The sequence below is a fragment of the Flavobacterium sp. I-STPP5a genome (assembly GCF_009764685.1).
Taxonomy (GTDB): Bacteria; Bacteroidota; Bacteroidia; order Flavobacteriales; family Flavobacteriaceae; genus Flavobacterium.
Window position 1 is genome coordinate 220,336 of record NZ_VHLM01000077.1, and the last position, 21,701, is coordinate 242,036.

Genomic DNA, 21,701 nt, shown 5'->3' on the forward strand with positions numbered 1-21,701 from the left:
GTAGCGGCATCCTTCCTGTGCCGCCTTTAGGCACAGGAAGATACAGCGTAGAGCCGGAAAAAGCTCCTGAAAATCATCAGTGTAAATCCTGAATTAATTTAGTATGTTTTATGCTTTTAAGTGATTTAAAATATTTATTTTTGCTTTTCGAAAATTAGACACATACAACATATAATATGAGAACGATACAATTTAGAGAGGCTATTTGCGAAGCGATGAGTGAAGAAATGCGTCGCGATGAGTCCATATACTTAATGGGTGAAGAGGTTGCTGAATACAATGGTGCTTACAAGGCGTCTAAAGGGATGCTTGCAGAATTTGGTGAAAAAAGAGTGATTGATACTCCTATTGCAGAGCTTGGTTTTTCAGGTATAGCAGTGGGATCAGCCATGAACGGTTGTAGACCAATTGTAGAGTATATGACTTTCAACTTCTGTTTAGTTGGAGTTGATCAAATTATAAACAATGCTGCCAAAATGCGTCAAATGAGTGGTGGGCAATTTAATGTGCCAATTGTTTTTCGTGGGCCAACAGCTTCGGCAGGTCAATTAGGAGCAACGCACTCTCAAGCTTTAGAAAACTGGTTTGCAAACACTCCGGGTCTTAAAGTTGTAGTTCCATCTACGGTTTATGATGCAAAGGGATTATTAAAAGCAGCTATTCGAGACAACGATCCTGTGATTTTCATGGAATCTGAGCAAATGTATGGTGATAAAGGTGAAGTGCCAGATGGAGAGTATGTTATTCCGCTTGGAGTTGCTGATATTAAAAGAGAAGGTACTGATGTAACAATTGTATCTTTTGGAAAAATTATCAAAGAGGCTCATATTGCTGCTGATGAATTAGCAAAAGAAGGGATCTCTTGTGAAATTATCGATTTAAGAACGGTACGTCCTATGGATTACGAAACGATTTTGACTTCGGTTAAAAAAACCAACCGTTTGGTAGTTCTTGAAGAGGCTTGGCCTTTTGCAAGTGTGGCATCGGAGATTACATATATTGTTCAAGAGCGTGCATTTGATTTCTTAGATGCCCCTATACAACGTATTACGACTGCAGATACACCTGCGCCTTACTCTCCGGTTTTGTTAAAAGAATGGTTGCCTAATGCTGGTGACGTTGTAAAAGCGGTAAAGAAAGTAATGTATAAATAAAATTCTCATACAACTCTTTTGATGGAGTTGTTATTTGTGATTTTTAACCTTAATAACTTCATCAATGGTTCTATTGGTGAAGTTTTTTTTATTTGATATGAAAAAGAATCTTTTGATTTTGTTTTTAGTTTTTTGTGGTTTTGCATCCAATGCATTAGCGCAAACTAAAATAAGTGGTATTGTCGTGGACAAACAAAACCAACCGATTCCGTTTGCCAATGTGGTTTTTAAAGGATCAAGTGAAGGAATTGTTACGAATGAAGATGGGAATTTTTATTTGGAATCCCAAAAGACGTATAGCGTTGTTTTGGTTTCTTCAGTAGGTTTTTCTGAGAGAGAAATTACATTAGAAAAAGCAGTTAACTATAATTTTAAAATCACGCTTAATGAAGCTGAAAGTTTAAATGAAGTTGTGGTGTTTGCTGGTAAGACTTCAAAGAAAAATAATCCAGCGCTAGATATTTTGAGAAAAATTTGGGAACGAAAACGTAAAAACGGATTGTACCAGTTTGATCAGTACCAAATGGAAAAGTACGAAAAAGTAGAATTTGACATGAACTCCTTAGACAGTGCTTTTATGAAAAATAAAATTTTTAAGGGCATGGAGTTTATCTTCAATCAAATGGATACTTCAAGAGTTACTGGTAAAACGTATTTACCCGTTTTTATTAATGAATCTCTTAATGATGTTTATGGAGATAATGTTTTAAAGAAAGTAAAAGATAAAATTAAAGCCAGTAAAACATCTGGATTTGATGGCAATCAGCAAATATTAGCTTTTGTAAAAGATTTATATTCGGATTACAACATTTACAACAATCACTTAACTTTTTTTGACAAAAGTTTTACGAGTCCATTGTCTAAAACAGGTATTGATGTCTATAATTATGTCCTGAAAGACAGTGCCTACATTGATAAAAAATGGTGCTACAATATAGTGTTCTATCCAAGAAGAAAAAATGAATTGACTTTTAAAGGTGATTTTTGGGTGAACGATTCTACTTATGCCATTAAGAAAATTAATATGGCAGTGACTAAAAGTGCTAATATTAACTGGGTAAAAGACATTTATATTGAACAAGAATTTGAGGTAGTTAGTGACTCCGTTTTTTTATTGACAAAGGATTATTTAATGTCTGACTTTGCCTTGAATAAAAAAGAAGATTCAAAAGGAGTCTATGGAAAACGAACGACTTATTTTAGAAATCATCAGTTCAACAAACCCTTGCCGGCATCTTTTTACAAAGACGAAGTCAATTATATGGATGATGAAGTCTATAACAAATCAGAAGAATATTGGGACGACAACCGATTTGAGAATTTAAGCAAAGACGAGTTAGGGGTATACAAAATGTTAGACACCCTACAAACAGTCAATAAATTCAAACGCTTGTACAACCTAGTTTCTATACTTGGTAGCGGCTATGTCGAATTTAAAAATTTTGATTATGGTCCTGTTTTTTCTTCCTTTGGATTCAATGAAGTGGAAGGGATACGATTGCGTGTAGGCGGCAGAACGTTTTTTGGACCTAATGATCCTTGGCGACTTCAAGCTTATACCGCGTATGGTTTTGATGATAATAAATTTAAATACGGTGTTTCGGGAAAATGGATGGTCGATAAAAAAAATAGAATCATTATTTCAGGAGGAAACAGGCGTGACATTGAACAAATAGGCGCGAGCTTAACCACAACCAATGATATTTTGGGACGTAGTTTTGCATCGTCAGCAGTTTTTTCATCAGGAAGTAATGGGAAACTGACTAACATTAATTTAACCAATATTGCACTAGAGATAGAACCTATTAAAAACGTGGTTATCCAAGCTGGGGTTTCGTATCGTACTCTTGAGTCGGCATCTTCTACTTTTAGTTTGGATTATTTTACAGATAGTGCAAAACAGGTGACCAAAAGTGATGTAAAGCAATCTGAAGCCAACCTTCAAATTGAGTTTTCTCCAAAACGTAAAACAATTGGTTTTGGCGTAGAGCGTAGTATTGTTGATAGTCCATATAGCCGCTTCTTTGTCAATTATAGCCATGGTTTCAAGGGACTTTTGGATAGTGATTTTAAATATGATAAGTTGCAATTGTATTACAAGCAGCCTATCATTATTGGTCCACTAGGAAGAACAAATTTAATCATGGAAGTAGGGAAGACTTTTGGAGAAATTCCGCTTGGTTTGTTGAGCGTAATTCCAGGAAATCAAACGTATTTTACTATCGAAAACACTTTTAGCAATCTTAATTTCTATGAGTTCGTTTCAGATGAATACATAACCTTACAATGGAATCACAACTTTAATGGCCGCATTTTTTCTAGAATTCCGTTTATGCGCAAACTCAATTGGAGAGAAATTATAGCAGTGCGCGGGGTATACGGTTCTGTTACTGATGGCAATAGAGCAATAAATGCATCTGGCTTGGTTTATAATGCTCCAGAAAGAGGCTACTGGGAATATAGCGCCGGTATTGGAAATATTTTTAAAGTATTCCGTATTGATTTTGCTTGGAGAGGTAATTATCTTAACACGCCAGGGGCCAATAATTTTACGGTAAAAGGTTCTTTTGGATTTAATTTCTAGGAGCTAATCCGGCTGTACACTATATCTTTTTATAAGGCGAAAAAAAATCGCCTTATAAAAAGGATGCCGTTTCCATCCGGGCTAAAAAATCAAATTATGCAAGAAGCCATCGACTACCTTTTAGAAAAAGATACCATTTTCAAGTCAATCATTGAAAATTACGGATTGCCAACCATTCCCAAAAGACCACAAGGTTTTGAGACTTTGGTGTTATTAATTTTGGAACAACAAGTTTCTATTGATTCGGCGAAAGCCACTTTTTTGAAAATAAAAACTACTCTAAAAACGATGGCACCCGAAGCTCTTCTTGATGTGTCTGATGCCGATTTTAGGAATCTTGGCGTAAGCCGACAAAAAACGTCCTATATTAAAGCTTTGGCGACAGCGCTATTAAATAAAGAACTTGATCTAGAAAGTTTGCCAGCTAAAACCGCTCAGGAAGTTCGGGAAGAACTCATCAAAATCAAAGGCATTGGGAACTGGACCATAGATATTTATTTAATGTTTTGCTTGCAAGCACCAGATGTATTGCCACTTGGTGATATAGCAGTTGTCAATACCTTAAAAGAATTACTGGACATTCATGACAAAGAACTCATGTATGCACACGCACAGCAGTGGAGCCCATATCGGTCCTATGCGACTTATTTATTGTGGCATCATTACTTGAAGAAACGAAATAGAACCATTACGTATTAAAAGTAGGTTTTTTTTAAATTTATTGTAGAGATAACCTTTAATTTTCATTGCAAAAACGTATCGTTTGATTACTTTTGCAGGATAATTATAGATAAGAAAAACTAAAATGACTGCAGACAAAGTAACAACTTTCGATGTCTTAATCGAAATACCAAGAGGAAGTAGAAATAAATACGAATATGATTTCGAAATAAAAAGAATGCGTTTTGATAGAATGTTGTTCTCTTCAATGATGTATCCAGCTGATTACGGATTTATCCCTGAAACTTTAGCATTAGATGGAGATCCATTAGATGTATTAGTTTTGGTGAACGAACCAACTTTTCCTGGTTGTGTAATGGAAGTAAAGCCTATTGGAGTATTTCACATGGCTGACGATAAAGGACCAGATGAAAAAGTAATCTGTGTGCCTGTTTCTGATCCAATTTGGAATTCATTAGAAAACCTTTCAGACATTAACCCACACTTATTAAAAGAAATTGAGCACTTCTTTCAAGTATACAAAGATCTTGAGAACAAAAAAGTAGATGTTGAAGGTTGGGGAGATGTAAACGAAGCATACGCAATCATCAAAGAATGTACAGAGCGCTTCAATGCAATCGAAAACAAACCAGAAGGTTTATTTAGTATTAAGTAATAATTTAGCATAATAATTGTAAAAAAAGCAATATTCCGTTTGGAGTATTGCTTTTTTGCTTAAATTCGTTTGGTTACACAATAAGTATTAACTATAAACCAAACCAAAATTATGAATACAATTATGATTTATTTGCCAATCGCCATGGCATTCATTGGACTGGCATTTATGTTTACAAAACGAGCATGGGTTTTAAAACAAGATCCAGGTGACGGTAAAATGAAAGAGATTTCAGATTACATTTACGAAGGCGCTTTGGCTTTCCTCAAAGCAGAATATCGATTATTGACTTTCTTTGTTATTGGAGCCAGTATTGCATTGGCTGGTATTTCGTTTATTGTTCCCACAACACATATATTAATAGTAGTGGCTTTTATTTTTGGTGCATTCTTCTCAGCCCTTGCTGGAAATATGGGAATGAAAATAGCGACTAAAACGAATGTGAGAACTACGCAGGCTGCTCGAACGAGTTTGCCGCAAGCTTTAAAAGTGTCTTTTGGTGGTGGAACCGTAATGGGACTTGGTGTTGCAGGTTTAGCGGTTTTAGGTTTGACCACATTCTTTATATTTTTCTTTCATTTTTTTATGAACGGTGTCTGGACTTCAACAGAAGATATGACCATTGTTTTGGAAACTTTAGCTGGCTTTTCTCTTGGAGCAGAATCAATAGCGTTATTTGCGAGAGTTGGTGGCGGTATTTACACAAAAGCCGCCGATGTAGGTGCCGATTTAGTAGGTAAAGTAGAAGCAGGAATTCCAGAAGACGACCCTCGAAATCCAGCTACAATTGCAGATAATGTAGGAGATAACGTAGGCGATGTTGCTGGTATGGGTGCTGATTTATTTGGCTCTTATGTTGCAACGGTTTTGGCAGCAATGGTGCTAGGGAATTATGTGATCAAAGATATGGATGGTGCTATTCAAGATGCTTTTGGAGGTATTGGACCCATTTTATTACCAATGGCAATTGCTGGTTTTGGAATTTTATTTTCGATAATCGGAACCATGTTAGTGAAAATCACAGATGACAATGCCAAAGAAGCACAAGTACAAAAGGCTTTGAATATTGGGAATTGGGTTTCTATAGGTTTGACTTTAGTAGCTTGTTACTTTCTAGTGCAATACATGTTACCAGAAACCATGAAAATGGATTTCTTTGGAGAAGGAACTAAAGAGATTTCGTCCATGCGTGTTTTTTACGCCACAATTGTAGGTTTGGTTGTAGGTGCGGTTATTTCATCGGTTACTGAATATTATACGGGCTTAGGTACAAAACCGGTAATGGCTATTGTACAAAAATCAAGTACGGGAGCGGGTACCAACGTAATTGCTGGATTAGCAACCGGAATGATTTCAACTTTTCCAACGGTTTTATTATTTGCAGCAGCGATTTGGTCTTCGTATGCGTTTGCAGGATTTTATGGAGTGGCTTTGGCGGCATCAGCAATGATGGCAACCACAGCGATGCAATTAGCAATCGATGCTTTTGGACCTATATCGGATAATGCGGGCGGAATTGCAGAAATGAGCGAATTGCCTAAAGAAGTACGTACCAGAACCGATATTTTAGATTCTGTAGGGAATACAACAGCAGCAACTGGGAAAGGATTTGCTATTGCTTCGGCAGCATTGACATCACTAGCCTTATTTGCAGCTTATGTAACATTCACGGGGATTGACGGAATCAATATTTTCAAAGCGCCAGTTTTGGCCATGTTATTTGTAGGCGGAATGATTCCCGTAGTTTTCTCGGCGCTAGCCATGAATTCAGTAGGGAAAGCTGCTATGGATATGGTTTACGAAGTGCGTCGTCAGTTCAGAGAAATTCCTGGAATTATGGAAGGAACTGCAAAACCAGAATATGCTAAATGCGTTGATATTTCGACCAAAGCCGCTTTACGCGAAATGATGTTGCCAGGAATTTTGACTATTGGTTTCCCAATTGCGATTGTTCTACTTGGAAAATTAGTTTATGCCGATAACAACCAACTCATCGCTGAGATGCTCGGCGGGTACATGGCTGGAGTTACGGTTTCGGGTGTACTTTGGGCAGTGTTCCAAAACAATGCTGGAGGTGCTTGGGACAATGCCAAAAAGTCTTTTGAAGCAGGTGTGATGATCAATGGTGAAATGACCTATAAAGGTTCTGATGCGCACAAAGCAGCGGTTACTGGTGATACAGTTGGTGATCCTTTCAAAGACACTTCGGGACCATCTATGAATATTTTGATCAAATTGACTTGTTTAATTGGTTTGGTTATTGCTCCCATTTTAGGAAATGGTCACTCAGATGTAGCTTCAGTTAAGTCTTGTTGCGCTGCTCATTCTAAAACAGAAATGGTTTACAGTATGGGCAAATGTGCCCCTTCAAAAATGGCTAACATGACTAAAGCAGAATGTGAAGCGATGTGTAAAGAAAACGGATGTACACCTGAACAAACAGCAAAATGTTTGGCAAATTTTGATGCCAATGGTAAATATAAAAATCAAAAAACAGATTGTTTTGATACCAGTAAATATGAGAAAAAAACCGTGAACGTAAGTATCTCTTCTACAGATGGAAAGACTGTTGGGAAAGTAACAAAAATAGTCAACGGAAAAACAACAACAGAGGTTTTTGAAGGTACAGAAGCTGAAGTAAAAGCCAAAATTGATGCTGTGAAGTAAAATAGTAAAATCATATAATAAAAAAAATGCCTTGCAATTTGCGAGGCATTTATGTTTTATAATAATAGGTTATTTTTTTTTGTTGTTCTAAAACAACCCGTTCAATTCGGCATCGATACGGTTAAAAATATTTCCTAAATCTTCAGGATTGTCAACAAAATTTATGTTGTCAACATCAATGATTAATAATTTTCCTTTGTCATAGGTTTGTATCCAGCCTTCGTAGCGCTCGTTCAAACGGCTTAAGTACTCAATTGATATGGAGTTTTCGTATTCGCGGCCACGTTTGTGTATTTGTCCCACTAAATTAGGGATAGAACTTCTTAAATAAATCAGTAGATCGGGTGCTTTAACCGTTGACTCCATCAATTCAAATAAAGAAGAATAATTCTGAAAATCACGATTGGTCATTAAACCCATCGCATATAAGTTGGGAGCAAAAATGTGCGCATCCTCATAAATGGTTCTGTCCTGAATGATTTTTTTACCGCTTTCGCGAATTTGCATCACTTGACGAAAACGGCTGTTCAAGAAATAAATTTGTAAATTAAAGGACCAACGTTCCATTTGATGATAAAAATCATCTAAGTACGGATTGTCAACTACATCTTCAAAATGCGGTTCCCACTTAAACTGTTTCGCTAATAATCGGGTTAAAGTTGTTTTTCCTGAGCCTATATTTCCTGCTATTGCTATGTGCATTACGGTATTATGATTTTATAATTGCTAATTCCTGAGGTTGTAAAAATAGATAAAATTTGGTCTTTGTAATGAAATTTGACAAACGTTTTTTCGGAAATTACCAACTGTGTTTTTTGTTCTTTTGCTACATCAACAAAGTATAATTCTCCGCTTTTAGAATAGATGTATTGGGTGTCATTTAAAAGGGCAATAAAATCAAAATCAGGTGTGCTATGTATTTTTTTTATTTTTCCAAAAATGTCACAAGCGTACCAGTTTTTTGCGGTATCAATCCATTGGAACAAATTGAAATCAGTGCTGTAAAATATAATGTTTTCACTTAAGGGTGTCGCCAGTGTTTTGTAATTCTGATTCAAATAATCGTACAAGCCTATTTGTTGATTCATGCTGTTATAAACCCAAATCTGGTTTTGAGAAGCTATACCTACCGCTGTTGGGACTATTGGTATTGGATTTTCTGAAAAATTTATTTTTTGAGTCTCATTCAATTGATTGTCTAGAGTAATAACCGTATTGAAATTTTCGTAAAATAAAACTAATTTGAGAGGGTTTTGTAGATCGACCTTTGTGATCTTCCCCAACGAAATATTTTTGTAATCCAATCTTTCGCTCCCATTAATTTTAGAAAAAACATCATTTTTAAGGGTGTAATAAAACCCAAAGGAGTCGTATCCTAAAAAATCATCAGCATCCACAGCAATCGTGTTCAATTTTGTAACAGTTTGTTTCTGATTTTGACAAAAACCTATTGTTGAACAGTAAAATAGGGTCAAAAAAACTAATTTTTTCATAAAGGTAAAATTACAATTAAACCAAAAGCTTAATTAATTGTCTTAATATTTATTTAACAGTATCGTTGTAACAAAAATACTAATATCTACTCTTATTTATTAAAAACCATCAAGATGCAAAGATTAATTTTAACATTGGTAATCGCAGTAGTTTCCTTTTTAGGGTTACAAGCGCAGGAATTTCAAGGAATGGCTGTTTATGAAAGTAAAACGAGTACTTCTGATTTTAAATCCAGAATGGAAGGCAACAAAAACATGACCCCTGACATGCAAAAAATGATTGAAGAACGAATGAAAAAGATGTTCGAAAAAACATTTATTCTCAACTTTAACAAAACGGCTTCCATTTATAAAGAAGAAGAAAAATTAGAGGCTTCAAATCAAGCAGGTGGCGGATTCCGAATGATGTCAAGCTTCGCAGGAGGTGGCGGAACGTATTACAAGAACGTAAAAGACAAACAATACAGCAACGACAAAGAGTTTATGGGTAAAGAATTCTTGGTTAAAGATTCGCTTTCAAGTCTAGCTTGGAAAATGGAATCCGAAACAAGAGTAATAGGCGGGTATACTTGTTACAAAGCTACTGCAACAAAGAAACCAAGCGCTACAGATTTTAGAAATATGCGTCCTCGTAAAGATGATGCTGAAAAGAAAGAAGGAGCAAAACCTGCTGAGGAGAAAAAAACCAATTTTTTGGATGCTGTTGAGGTACCAAAAGAAATTGTGGTTACCGCTTGGTATACGCCTGAAATCCCAGTGAGTCAAGGACCTGAAGGCTATTGGGGTTTGCCTGGATTAATTTTGGAAGTAAATGATGGACGCACAACTATTTTGTGTTCAAAAGTAGTTTTAAACCCAAAAGATAAAGTTGAGATTAAAGCGGTTGCAAAAGGAAAAGTAGTTTCGCAAAAAGAATATGACGAAGCCGTGATGAAAAAAATGGAAGAGTGGAGAGAGATGAATCAAGGACGTGGCGGAAATGGCGGCATGCAAATGCGTTTTGGAAATTAATCCGAACACATTAGAAATATACCCAATTAAAATGAGAAAAATTTTATTACTGATCGCCTTCATAACGGTCTCAATTTCTTTTGCACAAAATATCCGTTTGGAAGGATTGGTTCAGGACAAAACAAAACTGCCGTTGGAAATGGCCAATGTGATGGCGGTGAACCAAACGACTAAAGCCATGGATGCGTACGCCATAACTACCGATAAAGGAAAGTTTACCTTAAATCTTAAATCCAACACAACTTATGTAATCAAACTAAGTTATTTGGGAATGCAAAATAAAGAAGTCACTGTAACAACACTCGCCGAAAATATGGTTCAAAATATTACCATGGAAACAGGTGGTATTGAATTAGACGGTGTTGAAATTGTTCGCGAAATGCCAGTTTCCATCAAAGGGGATACGATTGTTTATAATACAGATTCGTTTAAAACAGGTGAAGAGCGCAAGTTGGAAGACGTATTTAAAAAGCTACCGGGCTTTGAAGTAATGGCTGATGGACAAGTACAAGTTGAAGGAAAAAAAGTGGCTAAGTTGTTTGTAAATGGCAAGCCCTTTATGGAAGGAGATACGAAACTAGGTTCTAAAAACATTCCATCTGATGCGGTTGATAAGGTGCAAGTACTGCGTAATTTCAACGAAGTATCGCAAATGAAAGGTCTTGAAAACAACAACGATGATATTGCACTGAACATCAAACTTAAAAAAGGAAAAGATAAGTTTTGGTTTGGTGACGTGAGCGGAGGACTGGCTAATGATAAAGGATATCTCTTTAATCCAAAAGTATTTTACTACTCCCCAAAAACAAGTATCAACGCCATTGTGAATTTAAATAATATTGGTGAGGTATCATTGACTTCTGCTGATTTTTTCAGGATAACGGGTGGTGCTCGAAATACCATTGGTCGAAGTGGAACTTCTCTTACCTTAAACCGAAATTTCTTTGGACTTTCTGGTGGTGATAATGTAGCCAAGGCGAGTGACAAATTTGGCGCGTTAAATTTGAATCACTCCGTTTCAAAAAAATGGACTCTGTCTAGTTTTGCAGCCTATTCTTCTACGTTTAATCAATCTATTACCAATTCAGAACGTGGTATTTTTGAACCGAACACGACCAACATTGCTACTTTAGAAAACAGAAAAAACAGAACAGATTCTAAAAACAATGCTTTCATTGCCAAATTTGGTTCAAAGTACAAGGCCAATGATAATTTTCAATTGGATTATGACGCGTTCTTTAGAAAAAATGACCAACAAGATGTAGACAACAGTCAAACTAATTTCACCTCTACTTCTAACGGGAATACAGTAACTAATAACAATACCGTAATAGCTTTTCAAAAGCAAGCTCCAGCATCGTTCAATCAGAGTTTGAATTTATTTTATACGCAAAATCCAAAGTCTACTTGGGTATTGGAAATGCAACATCAGTACGAGGATGAAGATCCATTTTACAATCCGCAACTTTCGGTAAATCCGTATCAAAATGCAAATTCAACAAATCCGAACGATCCAAGTGCTGTTTTTGTAAACGAAAATGCGCTGAATATAGAGCAAACTCGTTTTGTAAAAACGAATAAGTTAGATGCGAAAATTGATTATTTTTATCAAATTAGCAACAAAAGTATATTGAATGTAACAGCGGGAAATACGAATGCTTTTCAGTCGTACAATTCGAGTATCCTGCAAATTCTTCAAGATAATTCAGTAAATCCGGTGGAGCAAGCGGCCTATAATAATGATGTGCGTTATCAGTTTAACGATGTTTTTTTAGGGCTACATTATAAATTTATAGCGGGTAAGTTTACCTTTAATCCTGGATTTTCTGTGCACCAATACAATACTTCTAATGAGCAATTTGAAAACCCTTTCAAGCTTAATTTCACTAGAGTATTACCAGATATGTTTGCCCGTTGGGATTTAAAAAAATCTGAAAATTTGACCTATAACTTCAATGTTCGTAATGGTTTTAACGATGTAAATGCCTTGGTTGAAGGTTTTATTTTTACCAATTTTAATAGCTTGTCACGAGGAAATGCACAATTAGAAAACTCACTTATTACCAGCCATCGATTGAATTATTCTAAATACAACTTGTATAATTTCACTACGATTTTTGCAAACGTAGCGTATACAACTACCAAAGATCCGGTGGTAAATGGAGTTTCTTTCCAAAGTATTTATTCAACTTCGGACCGTTTGAATTTGGACGCCGAAAATGAAAACTTGAACGGAAATGTATTTTACTCTAAAAGTTTTAAAAAGTACTATAAATTAACGGCAGGAGTTAATGCAAGTTGGAGTAAGAATTTTGTTTTGAACAGAAGAGTTAGTAACGGAGCAACTCAGGAATTTATTCAAGGGATCGAAAATGTAAATCACGGATACAACCTAGCTTTTGCAACGCAGTTTAAAAAATACCCTAATGTAGATTTGGGTTACCGTATTAATTTTTCGGAGCAAGCTGCCAATCGATTTACAACTCAAACTCCTACAGTAAAATTAAATTATTATTTCTTGAATGGTTTAAATGTCAACTGGGATTATGCATTTAATCGTTTTAAAAATGAAACCAACGGCATTACAAACGATTTTAAAATCATGACGGCAAGTTTAAATTACATCAAAAAAGACTCGAAATTTGAATATCGAATTCAAGCAAACAATTTATTGAACACCAGATCTAGATTGAATAACTCTTTTAGTGTAAATGGTTTTAATGCGAATGAAAGTAGAATTTTGCCTCGCTTTGTAACTTTTATTGTAAAGTATAATTTATAGGTCTCATTTCGAACTAAAAAAAAAGAGGGGGATTTAGCTATAGTTAATTCCCCTTTTTTTTTATGCTGTGTTTTATTGTTTTACAATCCAAAAGCAGTTTTAACTGAACCAGTAGAATAAATTTTTGATTCGTTTTTATTAGTGTTGCATCAGTGATTAATTTTGAAATCTTTTGCTATGTGGTTTGTAATTCTTTTTTTTATGTTTGCAGCATAATATTATTCTTACTATATTTGGGGATTCTTAGCTTTTTCGTGAAAAATGAAAGAGTATGATTTAAAATACAAATAGAAAAGTAAATAATTAAATCTAAACTTTAATCACATTCGACTCAAATATTATAAATAAAATATGAAAATAATAAAACTTGTATTCATAACAGTTGTTATACTTTGTTGTAGAGGTATTGTTTTTTCACAAACAATTTCGGGAGTGGTTCGAGATTCCCTTAACGATAGACCCATTGGTAACGTTAATTTTAATTTAATTAAATCTAAAACTGGGTTTTTAAGTAATGATCAGGGATTGTTTCGTTATAAATTGAATAAAGTAGATGGCCTAATGACTGTTTCTTATTTAGGATATCAATCGATATCAGTTGACCTATCTAAATATAAGGAGAATAAAGATTATAACGTAAATATTGCGTTATTGCCAGTGCCAATAGAACTTGATTCAGTAACTGTGTATGATAAAAAAGTATCATATTCAGTTATAACATTACCAGTAAAAGAGGCATCTACATTCAACCGCAATCTTTTGAAACACAGGGAGTGTATTTTAATCAATAATAGTTTAGACAAGGATGGGTTTCTAAAAGATATTTCGGTTAATTTTGAGACAAAACACAATAGCTATAAGCAAACCGTTTTAACTCATTTTATATTTAATTTCTATGAATACAATGTTTCAACTAATACACCTGGTGATCTTATTGAAGTTGTGAATGTGGTAGGTGAGACAAAAGGCAATTTTTTTAAAAGATATTTTGACTTAGAAAAGTATAAAATTCCATTTTCTAAAAATGGTGTTTGTGTTAGCTTAATTGTTGTCGAGAGAAATGCTGTAGACAACACAACCGATAGCGATGATCTTAATAACGTATATAAATCTGTCTCGGATTTATTCACTTTTTCTGAGAATGTTTCTAATTTTCAGACCCCATTATGGATAAAAGGGAATAAATATCCAGATGAGTGGACTAATGACAAATTGAAATATTTGACAAATAATATTATAGGTTGTGATGTTAGTTTGAAAATTAAAGTAAAATCCCAACGATGAATTCTGATTGAGTTAAAGAGGACTTGATTATTGTTTATCTTTAGAAATTTTAATCTATAAACTAGAAACAAAATAATAACGTATTAGTCAATTTTTTTTGGTTAAAACAGATTGATTTATATTCAATATATACCAAGTGAAAGGGGTAATCTATAAAAGGAAGTAGTTGTTTTAGTAATTAGAAAGTGGAAATTAATTCAGAATTTAAAGGAATAGTTCGTTTATCTAAAATAAAAATTGCCATTTCGAAAATTTATCGAAATGGCAATTTTAATATGTAAAGATACTTTTTACAATCCAAAAGCAGTTTTTATTTGATCTACAAAATCTAATTTTTCCCAAGTAAACAATTCTACTTCAACTGTTTTTGTTAATCCACCTGGAGCAGAGAAAGTCTTAGTTACGGTTTCTGGAGTACGTCCCATGTGTCCGTAAGCAGCAGTTTCGCTATAAATTGGGTTTCTTAATTTTAATCGTTGTTCGATGAAGTACGGACGCATATCAAAAATAGCTTCTACTTTTTTAGCGATTTCACCATTGGTCAAATTCACTTTCGCAGTTCCATAAGTATCAATAAAAATACCCATTGGCTTAGCCACACCAATAGCGTACGAAACTTGAACCAAAATCTCATCGGCAACACCAGCTGCAACTAAGTTTTTAGCAATATGACGTGTTGCATAAGCAGCAGAACGGTCTACTTTACTTGGATCTTTTCCAGAGAAAGCACCACCACCGTGAGCTCCTTTTCCGCCGTAAGTATCTACAATGATTTTTCTTCCTGTAAGTCCAGTATCTCCGTGAGGTCCTCCAATTACGAATTTCCCTGTTGGGTTAATGTGGTACTGAATAGCATCATTAAATAAATGAGCATGCTCCGGATTTTTAGCAATGATTCTTGGGATCAATATTTCGATAATGTCTTTTTTGATTTTAGCAAGCATAGTAGCTTCTTCGTCAAAATCATCGTGTTGCGTAGAGATAACAATCGCATCAATACGAGTTGGTTTGTTATCGTCGCTGTATTCTAAAGTTACTTGCGATTTTGCATCAGGACGCAAATACGTAATTTCGTTATTTTCACGACGCAAAACAGCTAATTCTTGCAATAATTTGTGAGACAAATCAAGTGCCAATGGCATGTAATTTTCAGTCTCGTTAGTTGCATAACCAAACATCATTCCTTGGTCACCAGCGCCTTGCTCTTCTTTGCTTGCTCTGTCAACACCTTGATTGATATCAGCAGATTGTTCGTGAATAGCAGAGAGAATACCACATGAATTGGCTTCAAACATGTATTCACTTTTGGTATAACCAATTTTTCGAATCACTTCACGTGCAATATTTTGCACATCTAAGTATGTATTTGATTTAACCTCACCAGCCAAAATAACTTGGCCAGTAGTTACTAAAGTTTCACAAGCTACTTTTGATTCAGCATCAAATGCTAGAAAGTTATCAATTAATGCGTCTGAAATTTGATCTGCAATTTTATCTGGATGTCCTTCGCTCACAGATTCTGACGTAAATAAATAAGCCATAAGTTTTATTATTTTATAAAATTAAGCGAGAAAAAATAATTGCTGAAAAGGTCTAAAGGAGAGTTCCTGCTTTAGCATTTTTTTACTGAAAATTATTCAGTATTCACAATGAATTGATTTCATTATGAAGAGGTTGCAATCAGTTCAAATTTTTCCTCTTGTATTTGGGTGCAAAGGTATGAAACCATTTTGAATTGCATATTAATCTTAACTTTTTTTTACTGTTTTATCTTTTGAAATTATTTATTGAGTTTTAGTAGAAAAAAAATAAAATTAATAGCAATAAAATTTTGCAATTAATTAAACATTTAATATATTTGATAATCAAACAAGAAGAAATGAAATCAATTATTTGCAATACGTTTAAGGTCGCACAGGAAAATTCCTGAGGGTTGTTTATTGCATAATTTAAAATAAATTATATAATAAAGCTTCCCAACGTTTGGGGAGCTTTTTTTTTAAAATAGCACAAAGAATAAATAGTTATGAATGTAATGAAATGCCAACAAAAAATGAATGCAATAGCGCCTATTTGGGCTGTTGTACTATTTGATATATCGTGACCCGAAAGGACAAGTTTAAAAACTAAACCCCTTTTGGATTCGTATCTAAAAGGGGTTTGTTGCTTTTAGCACTAGTGCAATTTTTAGAGAATAAAAAAAATAGTATTTGATGAAAGTTTTTTTTAAGATTCGGAACAAAAAAGAATAAAAATACAATAAAAATTAAATCATAGTAAAAACTGGTATTGAAGTTGATACTAAGGAGGAAAAATAATCATTACACAATTAATAACTTAAAATGAACAACAATGAAAAACAACAATTATTTTAGCAAAGCAATCCTTTTAATAAGGCAAGGATTATGGGGGTCAAACAAAAGTAACACTACTGCTCCGGTGGTAAATGAGCTAGTTCATCCTAGATTTGAGATGGATACAAATGATGATATTGCACTTAAAGCAGTGCCAAATTCATTACTTTTTTTAATGTATTCTAAGGAAAATGATGTCCTTTTTATCTAGTGATTGCAAATGTATTTTAACTTGTGAGGAAATACATTTTAAATTATGGTTGCTGTTTTAACGAAGTTTTTGGTCTAAAACGACATATTTCTTTGTTAAAACAGCTTACTTTTTGCATACTTTTGCGAATACTGCAAAATTAATTTAGTCTAAACTTTGCGGAAAAATTTGCTCAGAATAAAAATTAGTGCTTTATTTGCACTCACAAAGTTCACAACAGTATTGAAATGTTATAAAGAAAGGCAGAGGGATTAGACCCGATGAAGCCTTAGCAACCCTTCGATTTATCGGAGAAGGTGCTGCATTCTACCACGCTCATCGTGGAAAGATAACACTAAGAATTTGTCTAGATAACACCTAGCTTTCTTTCTAATATTTCCAAACACAAGTCCTAATTATAACAGATTTGAAATTGGAAAATAAACCAACAACAATTACATTACACAATTTCACCACGGAGTCAGGTGCAATTTATGCTACTCTAAACTTAAGTTATCAAGTTTTTGGGTTGCCTTTGTATACAGCTCCCATCGTTTTGGTCAATCATGCGCTAACCGGAAATTCACAGGTTGTGGGCGATAACGGTTGGTGGAATGATTTAATTGGCGCCAACAAAACTATTGATACTACAAAATATACCGTACTTGCTTTTAACGTTCCTGGAAATGGATTTGATGGATCTGTAATTGAAAATTATCTTGATTTTACAGCAAGAGACATTGCTAGAATTTTTATAAAAGGCCTTCATTTGCTTGAGGTTAAAAATCTCTACGCCATTATTGGAGGTTCTGTGGGTGGCGGAATTGCTTGGGAAATGGTTGCTTTAGAACCAACAATAACCCAAAAATTAATTCCAATTGCAACCGATTGGAAAGCTACAGACTGGCTTATTGCCAATTGTTTTTTGCAAGAACAAATTCTGAATAACTCATCTAAACCAATTCAAGATGCCCGCGCGCATGCGATGTTATGTTATAGAACGCCAGAATCATTTGCGGCAAAATTTCAGCGAACAATTAATGAGGAGATAGCCATTTTTAATGTTGAAAGTTGGTTGTTGCATCACGGCGAAAAATTGCAACAGCGTTTTCAATTGGCATCCTACAAAATGATGAATCAAGTACTGAAAACTATTGATATCACTCGCAATCGGTCATCATTTGAAGATACAATCGAAGCTGTAACGGCAGAAATTCACATCATAGCGATCAATTCGGATTTGTTTTTTACCGCAAGTGAAAACAAAACCACTTTTGAGCAGCTACAAAAATTAAATAAGAAAGTCAGTTACCAAGAAATAGTTTCCATTCTCGGACACGATGCTTTTTTGATAGAATACAAACAATTACACAATTTGCTTCAAGATTTATTCTAAGCTACAAACACACAACACAATGAAAATATTAAAATTTGGAGGTAAGTCGTTATCAAATGGTGACGGATTAAATAAAGTTATTGCCATAATAATAGACAAAGTAAATCAAGGCGAAGAAATTGCAGTTGTGGTTTCGGCACGTGGTAACGCAACAGATGAATTGGAACAAATTTTAACCATTGCTTCTCAAAACGGAGATTACAAGCCACTTTTTGAAGATTTTAAAAAATACCAGCAAGACGTTTATGATGCTGTTGATTTGTCTGAAGAGTTTACTATTTTAGAAAAATTGTTTGAAGGTGTAAGTCTGATTGGCGATTACAGTAAAAAAATCAAAGACCAGATTTTGTCTAAAGGCGAATTGCTTTCGGCAAAATTACTGACGGCGATCCTTGCGGAAAAAGGAATTCATGCTCGTTTTACCGATACGCGTGAATTGATAAAAACCGATGCTAAATTTGGTGATGCACAACCCTTAGAACAACTTTCGAAGAAAAATGTGGTTGCTTTTTTTAAGCAAAACACTGAAAATACGGTCAATGTAATTACAGGTTTTATAGGTTCTACGACCAATAATGATGCTACAACTCTAGGAAGAAACGGTAGTAATTACACAGCTTCGTTGATTGCGAATTATTTAAATGCCGATGAATTACAAAATTACACACACGTTGACGGAATTTATACTGCCAATCCTGATTTAGTTGTAGATGCTAAGAAAATTGATCACTTATCGTTTAATGAGGCGAATGAGATTGCAAATTTTGGTGCCACAATTCTGCATGCCAAAACCATCATTCCGTTATTAGAAAAAAACATTCCGCTCCGAATTTTAAATACTTTCAATCATGAAAATAAAGGAACTTTAATTACTTCGAATTCTAACAAGGAGGGAATTAAAACGCTTTCGGTTCTTGAAAATGTGGCTTTGGTCAACCTAGAAGGAAGAGGGTTACTTGGTAAAACAGGTGTTGATGCTCGAATTTTTAGAGTAATGGGCGACAACAATATCAGTGTGAGTATCATTTCGCAAGGTTCATCAGAGCGTGGAATAGGCTTGGTTGTGGCTGCTGATAAAGCTACTACGGCCATGATTGAATTGGAAAAGGAATTCGAAAATGATTTCTATTCGAAAGATGTCAATAAAATAACTGTTGCTGATGATGTAGCTGTCATCTCTATTATCGGACAAGATTTAAGCACGTTTCACAAACCTTACACGGCTTTAATCAAGAATAAAATTGTTCCAATTCTCTTCAACAATACGGTGACGGGTAAGAATGTGAGTTTGGTCGTAAAAAAATCACAACTTCACAAAGCTTTGAATGTGATTCACGGGGAGATTTTTGGCGTAGCCAAGAAAATAAATATTGCTGTTTTCGGTCACGGTTTGGTGGGCGGCACCTTGACTAATCAAATTTTAGAATCGGCATCAGCCATCGAAAAAAGAAAAGATATTAAATTGAATGTTTTTGCGATTGCCAATTCTAAGAATGTACTCTTGAATAAAAATGGTGTGACACCTAACTGGAAAAATGAGATTCAAACCAACGGATTCTCGTATACAATTGATGATGTGATTGCCTACGCAAATGAGCACCATTTAGAGAATTTAATTGCCATTGATAACACTGCAAGCGCTGATTTTGTAACGAATTATATTTCGTTAGTAGAAAATAGTTTCGATTTGATTTCATCAAACAAAGTAGCCAATACGTTGAGTTATAGTTTTTATAAAAAATTACGAAAAGTTCTGGCAGAAAACCAAAAGACGTATCTTTATGAAACCAATGTTGGAGCAGGATTGCCGTTGATAGATACTATTAAATTGTTGCACCTTTCTGGTGAAAATATTACGAAGATTAAAGGCGTTTTCTCGGGAACATTGAGTTATTTGTTCAATAATTTCTCGGCCAAAGACGCACCGTTTAGCGAAATTTTGAAAGAAGCCATCGATAATGGATATACTGAGCCAGATCCAAGAGAGGATTTATGCGGAAATGATGTTGGGCGAAAATTGTTGATTTTGGCTAGAGAACTAGACTTGCAAAATGAGTTTGAAGAAATTGCGATTCAAAATTTAATTCCAGAACATTTGCGTAGCGGAGATGTGGGAGAGTTTTTAAATAAATTGACGGAGTTTGATCCTATTTATGCAAAAATAAAAGCCGATCAAAAGCCCAATCACGTGTTGCGTTACATAGGAGAATTATCAGGTGATTTGCAAAATGACAAAGGAAATCTAGAAGTGAAATTAGTTTCGGTGCCATCAGATACGGCTTTGGGCGGATTGAAAGGTTCAGATTCTTTCTTTGAAATTTACACTGAATCGTACGGAGACCGACCAATTGTAATTCAAGGAGCTGGCGCAGGATCAGCAGTAACGGCAAGAGGTGTTTTTGGCGATATTTTAAGGTTGTCGGATAAAGGGTAGTTGAAGTTAAAAGTGAATAGTTTTTAGTAAACAGTGATCAGAAGAAAAAGCATTTAATATGGATATTATTTTTATTTTACTTGGAATGAATGTTCCATTGATATTCTTGTTTGATAAAAGTAAATTAGATAGCAAGGAATGGTTTCTTAAACTATTAATTTTAAATGTAATATTGTTTTTAATTGCTTCGATAAGTCTTTTGATTGGTTTGGGAAAGAATACCGCTATTGATGCATTATTTGTACCACTGCTTGCACAGGTTGTCTATTATATTTTAAGTAATTTATTTTACTTAAAACAAAAAAGAAACACTGTTGATACTTTTTGGACAATGGATAGAGGATTATTTTTAGACGGTTGGTTCAATAGTATATTCTGGATAATTTCAATATTACTTTTTCTATTAGTGTTGTAATAAAATATAAATTTTTAAAAAAGGGACAGCCTCCAGTCGTGGCTACCTCTTCGCTGTGGCGAAAGGGTTGGGAGGAGAATATTATGAAAATAACATTAAACAGAGTAAACGACAATTTCCATTTCGAATTAAAAAACGAAAGAGGGCATCTGGTAAACGTAGATAGCCGTCCTGAATATGGAGGAAATGATATGGGTGCTAGTCCGATGGAATTAGTTTTGATGGGAGTTGCGGGGTGTAGCGCCATTGATATGATTTCGATTTTGAAAAAGCAACGTCAAGAAATCACGTCTTTCAAAGCTGAGGTTGAGGGAGAGCGCGTACAAGTTGGAGAAGCAAAACCATTTAAAAATATCCATGTGGTGTTTTATTTAGAAGGTGAAATTAAGGAAGATAAAGCCGCAAAAGCCGCACAACTTTCTTTTGAAAAATATTGTTCGGTTTCCAAAACATTAGAACCAACAGCAACCATACATTACAAAGTAGTTTTGAACGGAAGCCCCCTAACCACCGAAGGGGGGAACCAGTAATAATTAATGAAACAATTTTAATTTTCAATTTTCCGACTTCGGCTCCCTCTCCTTCGGGGAGGGTTGGGATG

The 21,701-nt window shown here is 34.7% G+C and carries 16 protein-coding genes and 1 riboswitch; of the genes, 13 read left to right on the forward strand and 3 right to left on the reverse strand.

What is annotated here, in order from left to right:
* The first annotated feature begins 176 nt into the window (after positions 1 to 176).
* The 5 genes from FJV36_RS15025 (at position 177) to FJV36_RS15045 (ending at position 7,741) form a co-directional block, all read left to right on the forward strand.
* A complete protein-coding gene (locus FJV36_RS15025; protein WP_144891543.1) occupies positions 177 to 1,154 on the forward strand; it encodes a pyruvate dehydrogenase complex E1 component subunit beta in 978 nt (325 codons plus the stop codon).
* 97 nt (positions 1,155 to 1,251) lie between these two features.
* The gene (locus FJV36_RS15030; protein ID WP_158728503.1) at positions 1,252 to 3,738 is read left to right on the forward strand and encodes a DUF5686 and carboxypeptidase-like regulatory domain-containing protein; all 2,487 of its coding nucleotides are present in this window, start codon (positions 1,252 to 1,254) and stop codon (positions 3,736 to 3,738) included.
* 96 nt (positions 3,739 to 3,834) lie between these two features.
* Positions 3,835 to 4,437, forward strand: coding sequence for a DNA-3-methyladenine glycosylase (locus FJV36_RS15035; RefSeq protein WP_158728504.1), 603 nt, complete (start codon positions 3,835 to 3,837; stop codon positions 4,435 to 4,437).
* A gap of 106 nt (positions 4,438 to 4,543) precedes the next feature.
* Positions 4,544 to 5,074: an inorganic diphosphatase gene (locus FJV36_RS15040; protein ID WP_086453321.1), complete on the forward strand. Its 531-nt coding sequence runs from the start codon at positions 4,544 to 4,546 to the stop codon at positions 5,072 to 5,074.
* A gap of 111 nt (positions 5,075 to 5,185) precedes the next feature.
* The gene (locus FJV36_RS15045) at positions 5,186 to 7,741 is read left to right on the forward strand and encodes a sodium-translocating pyrophosphatase (RefSeq protein ID WP_158728505.1); all 2,556 of its coding nucleotides are present in this window, start codon (positions 5,186 to 5,188) and stop codon (positions 7,739 to 7,741) included.
* An 87-nt stretch (positions 7,742 to 7,828) separates the two neighbouring features.
* Here FJV36_RS15045 and FJV36_RS15050 read toward each other — a convergent pair whose 3' ends face one another.
* Positions 7,829 to 8,443 carry a deoxynucleoside kinase gene (locus tag FJV36_RS15050; protein ID WP_086453323.1) on the reverse strand — a complete coding sequence of 205 codons (615 nt, stop codon included), beginning with the start codon at positions 8,441 to 8,443 and terminating at the stop codon, positions 7,829 to 7,831.
* The gene (locus tag FJV36_RS15055; RefSeq protein WP_158728506.1) at positions 8,443 to 9,234 is read right to left on the reverse strand and encodes a hypothetical protein; all 792 of its coding nucleotides are present in this window, start codon (positions 9,232 to 9,234) and stop codon (positions 8,443 to 8,445) included. The genes FJV36_RS15050 and FJV36_RS15055 overlap by 1 nt, the downstream gene beginning before the upstream one ends.
* Before the next feature lie 114 nt (positions 9,235 to 9,348).
* Here FJV36_RS15055 and FJV36_RS15060 point away from each other — a divergent pair, with 114 nt between their 5' ends.
* From FJV36_RS15060 to FJV36_RS15070, 3 genes are all read left to right on the forward strand, one after another.
* The gene (locus FJV36_RS15060) at positions 9,349 to 10,245 is read left to right on the forward strand and encodes a GLPGLI family protein (RefSeq protein ID WP_158728507.1); all 897 of its coding nucleotides are present in this window, start codon (positions 9,349 to 9,351) and stop codon (positions 10,243 to 10,245) included.
* Positions 10,246 to 10,276: 31 nt separating this feature from the next.
* Entirely contained in the window at positions 10,277 to 13,027 is a 2,751-nt protein-coding gene (locus tag FJV36_RS15065; protein WP_158728508.1) for a carboxypeptidase regulatory-like domain-containing protein, read from the forward strand.
* A gap of 432 nt (positions 13,028 to 13,459) precedes the next feature.
* A complete protein-coding gene (locus FJV36_RS15070; protein ID WP_158728866.1) occupies positions 13,460 to 14,311 on the forward strand; it encodes a hypothetical protein in 852 nt (283 codons plus the stop codon).
* Positions 14,312 to 14,601: 290 nt separating this feature from the next.
* Here FJV36_RS15070 and metK read toward each other — a convergent pair whose 3' ends face one another.
* Positions 14,602 to 15,852 carry a methionine adenosyltransferase gene (gene metK / locus FJV36_RS15075; RefSeq protein WP_158728865.1) on the reverse strand — a complete coding sequence of 417 codons (1,251 nt, stop codon included), beginning with the start codon at positions 15,850 to 15,852 and terminating at the stop codon, positions 14,602 to 14,604.
* Positions 15,853 to 16,663: 811 nt separating this feature from the next.
* Here metK and FJV36_RS15080 point away from each other — a divergent pair.
* From FJV36_RS15080 to FJV36_RS15100, 5 genes are all read left to right on the forward strand, one after another.
* Positions 16,664 to 16,876: a hypothetical protein gene (locus FJV36_RS15080; RefSeq protein ID WP_158728864.1), complete on the forward strand. Its 213-nt coding sequence runs from the start codon at positions 16,664 to 16,666 to the stop codon at positions 16,874 to 16,876.
* A 227-nt stretch (positions 16,877 to 17,103) separates the two neighbouring features.
* Positions 17,104 to 17,211, forward strand: a riboswitch (SAM riboswitch).
* A gap of 77 nt (positions 17,212 to 17,288) precedes the next feature.
* Positions 17,289 to 18,251, forward strand: coding sequence for an alpha/beta fold hydrolase (locus tag FJV36_RS15085; protein ID WP_233264558.1), 963 nt, complete (start codon positions 17,289 to 17,291; stop codon positions 18,249 to 18,251).
* Between the two features lie 19 nt (positions 18,252 to 18,270).
* Positions 18,271 to 20,685, forward strand: coding sequence for a bifunctional aspartate kinase/homoserine dehydrogenase I (gene thrA, locus FJV36_RS15090; protein ID WP_158728862.1), 2,415 nt, complete (start codon positions 18,271 to 18,273; stop codon positions 20,683 to 20,685).
* Between the two features lie 58 nt (positions 20,686 to 20,743).
* Entirely contained in the window at positions 20,744 to 21,100 is a 357-nt protein-coding gene (locus FJV36_RS15095; protein ID WP_158728861.1) for a hypothetical protein, read from the forward strand.
* A gap of 83 nt (positions 21,101 to 21,183) precedes the next feature.
* Entirely contained in the window at positions 21,184 to 21,630 is a 447-nt protein-coding gene (locus tag FJV36_RS15100; protein ID WP_158728860.1) for an OsmC family protein, read from the forward strand.
* The last annotated feature ends 71 nt before the right edge of the window (positions 21,631 to 21,701 follow it).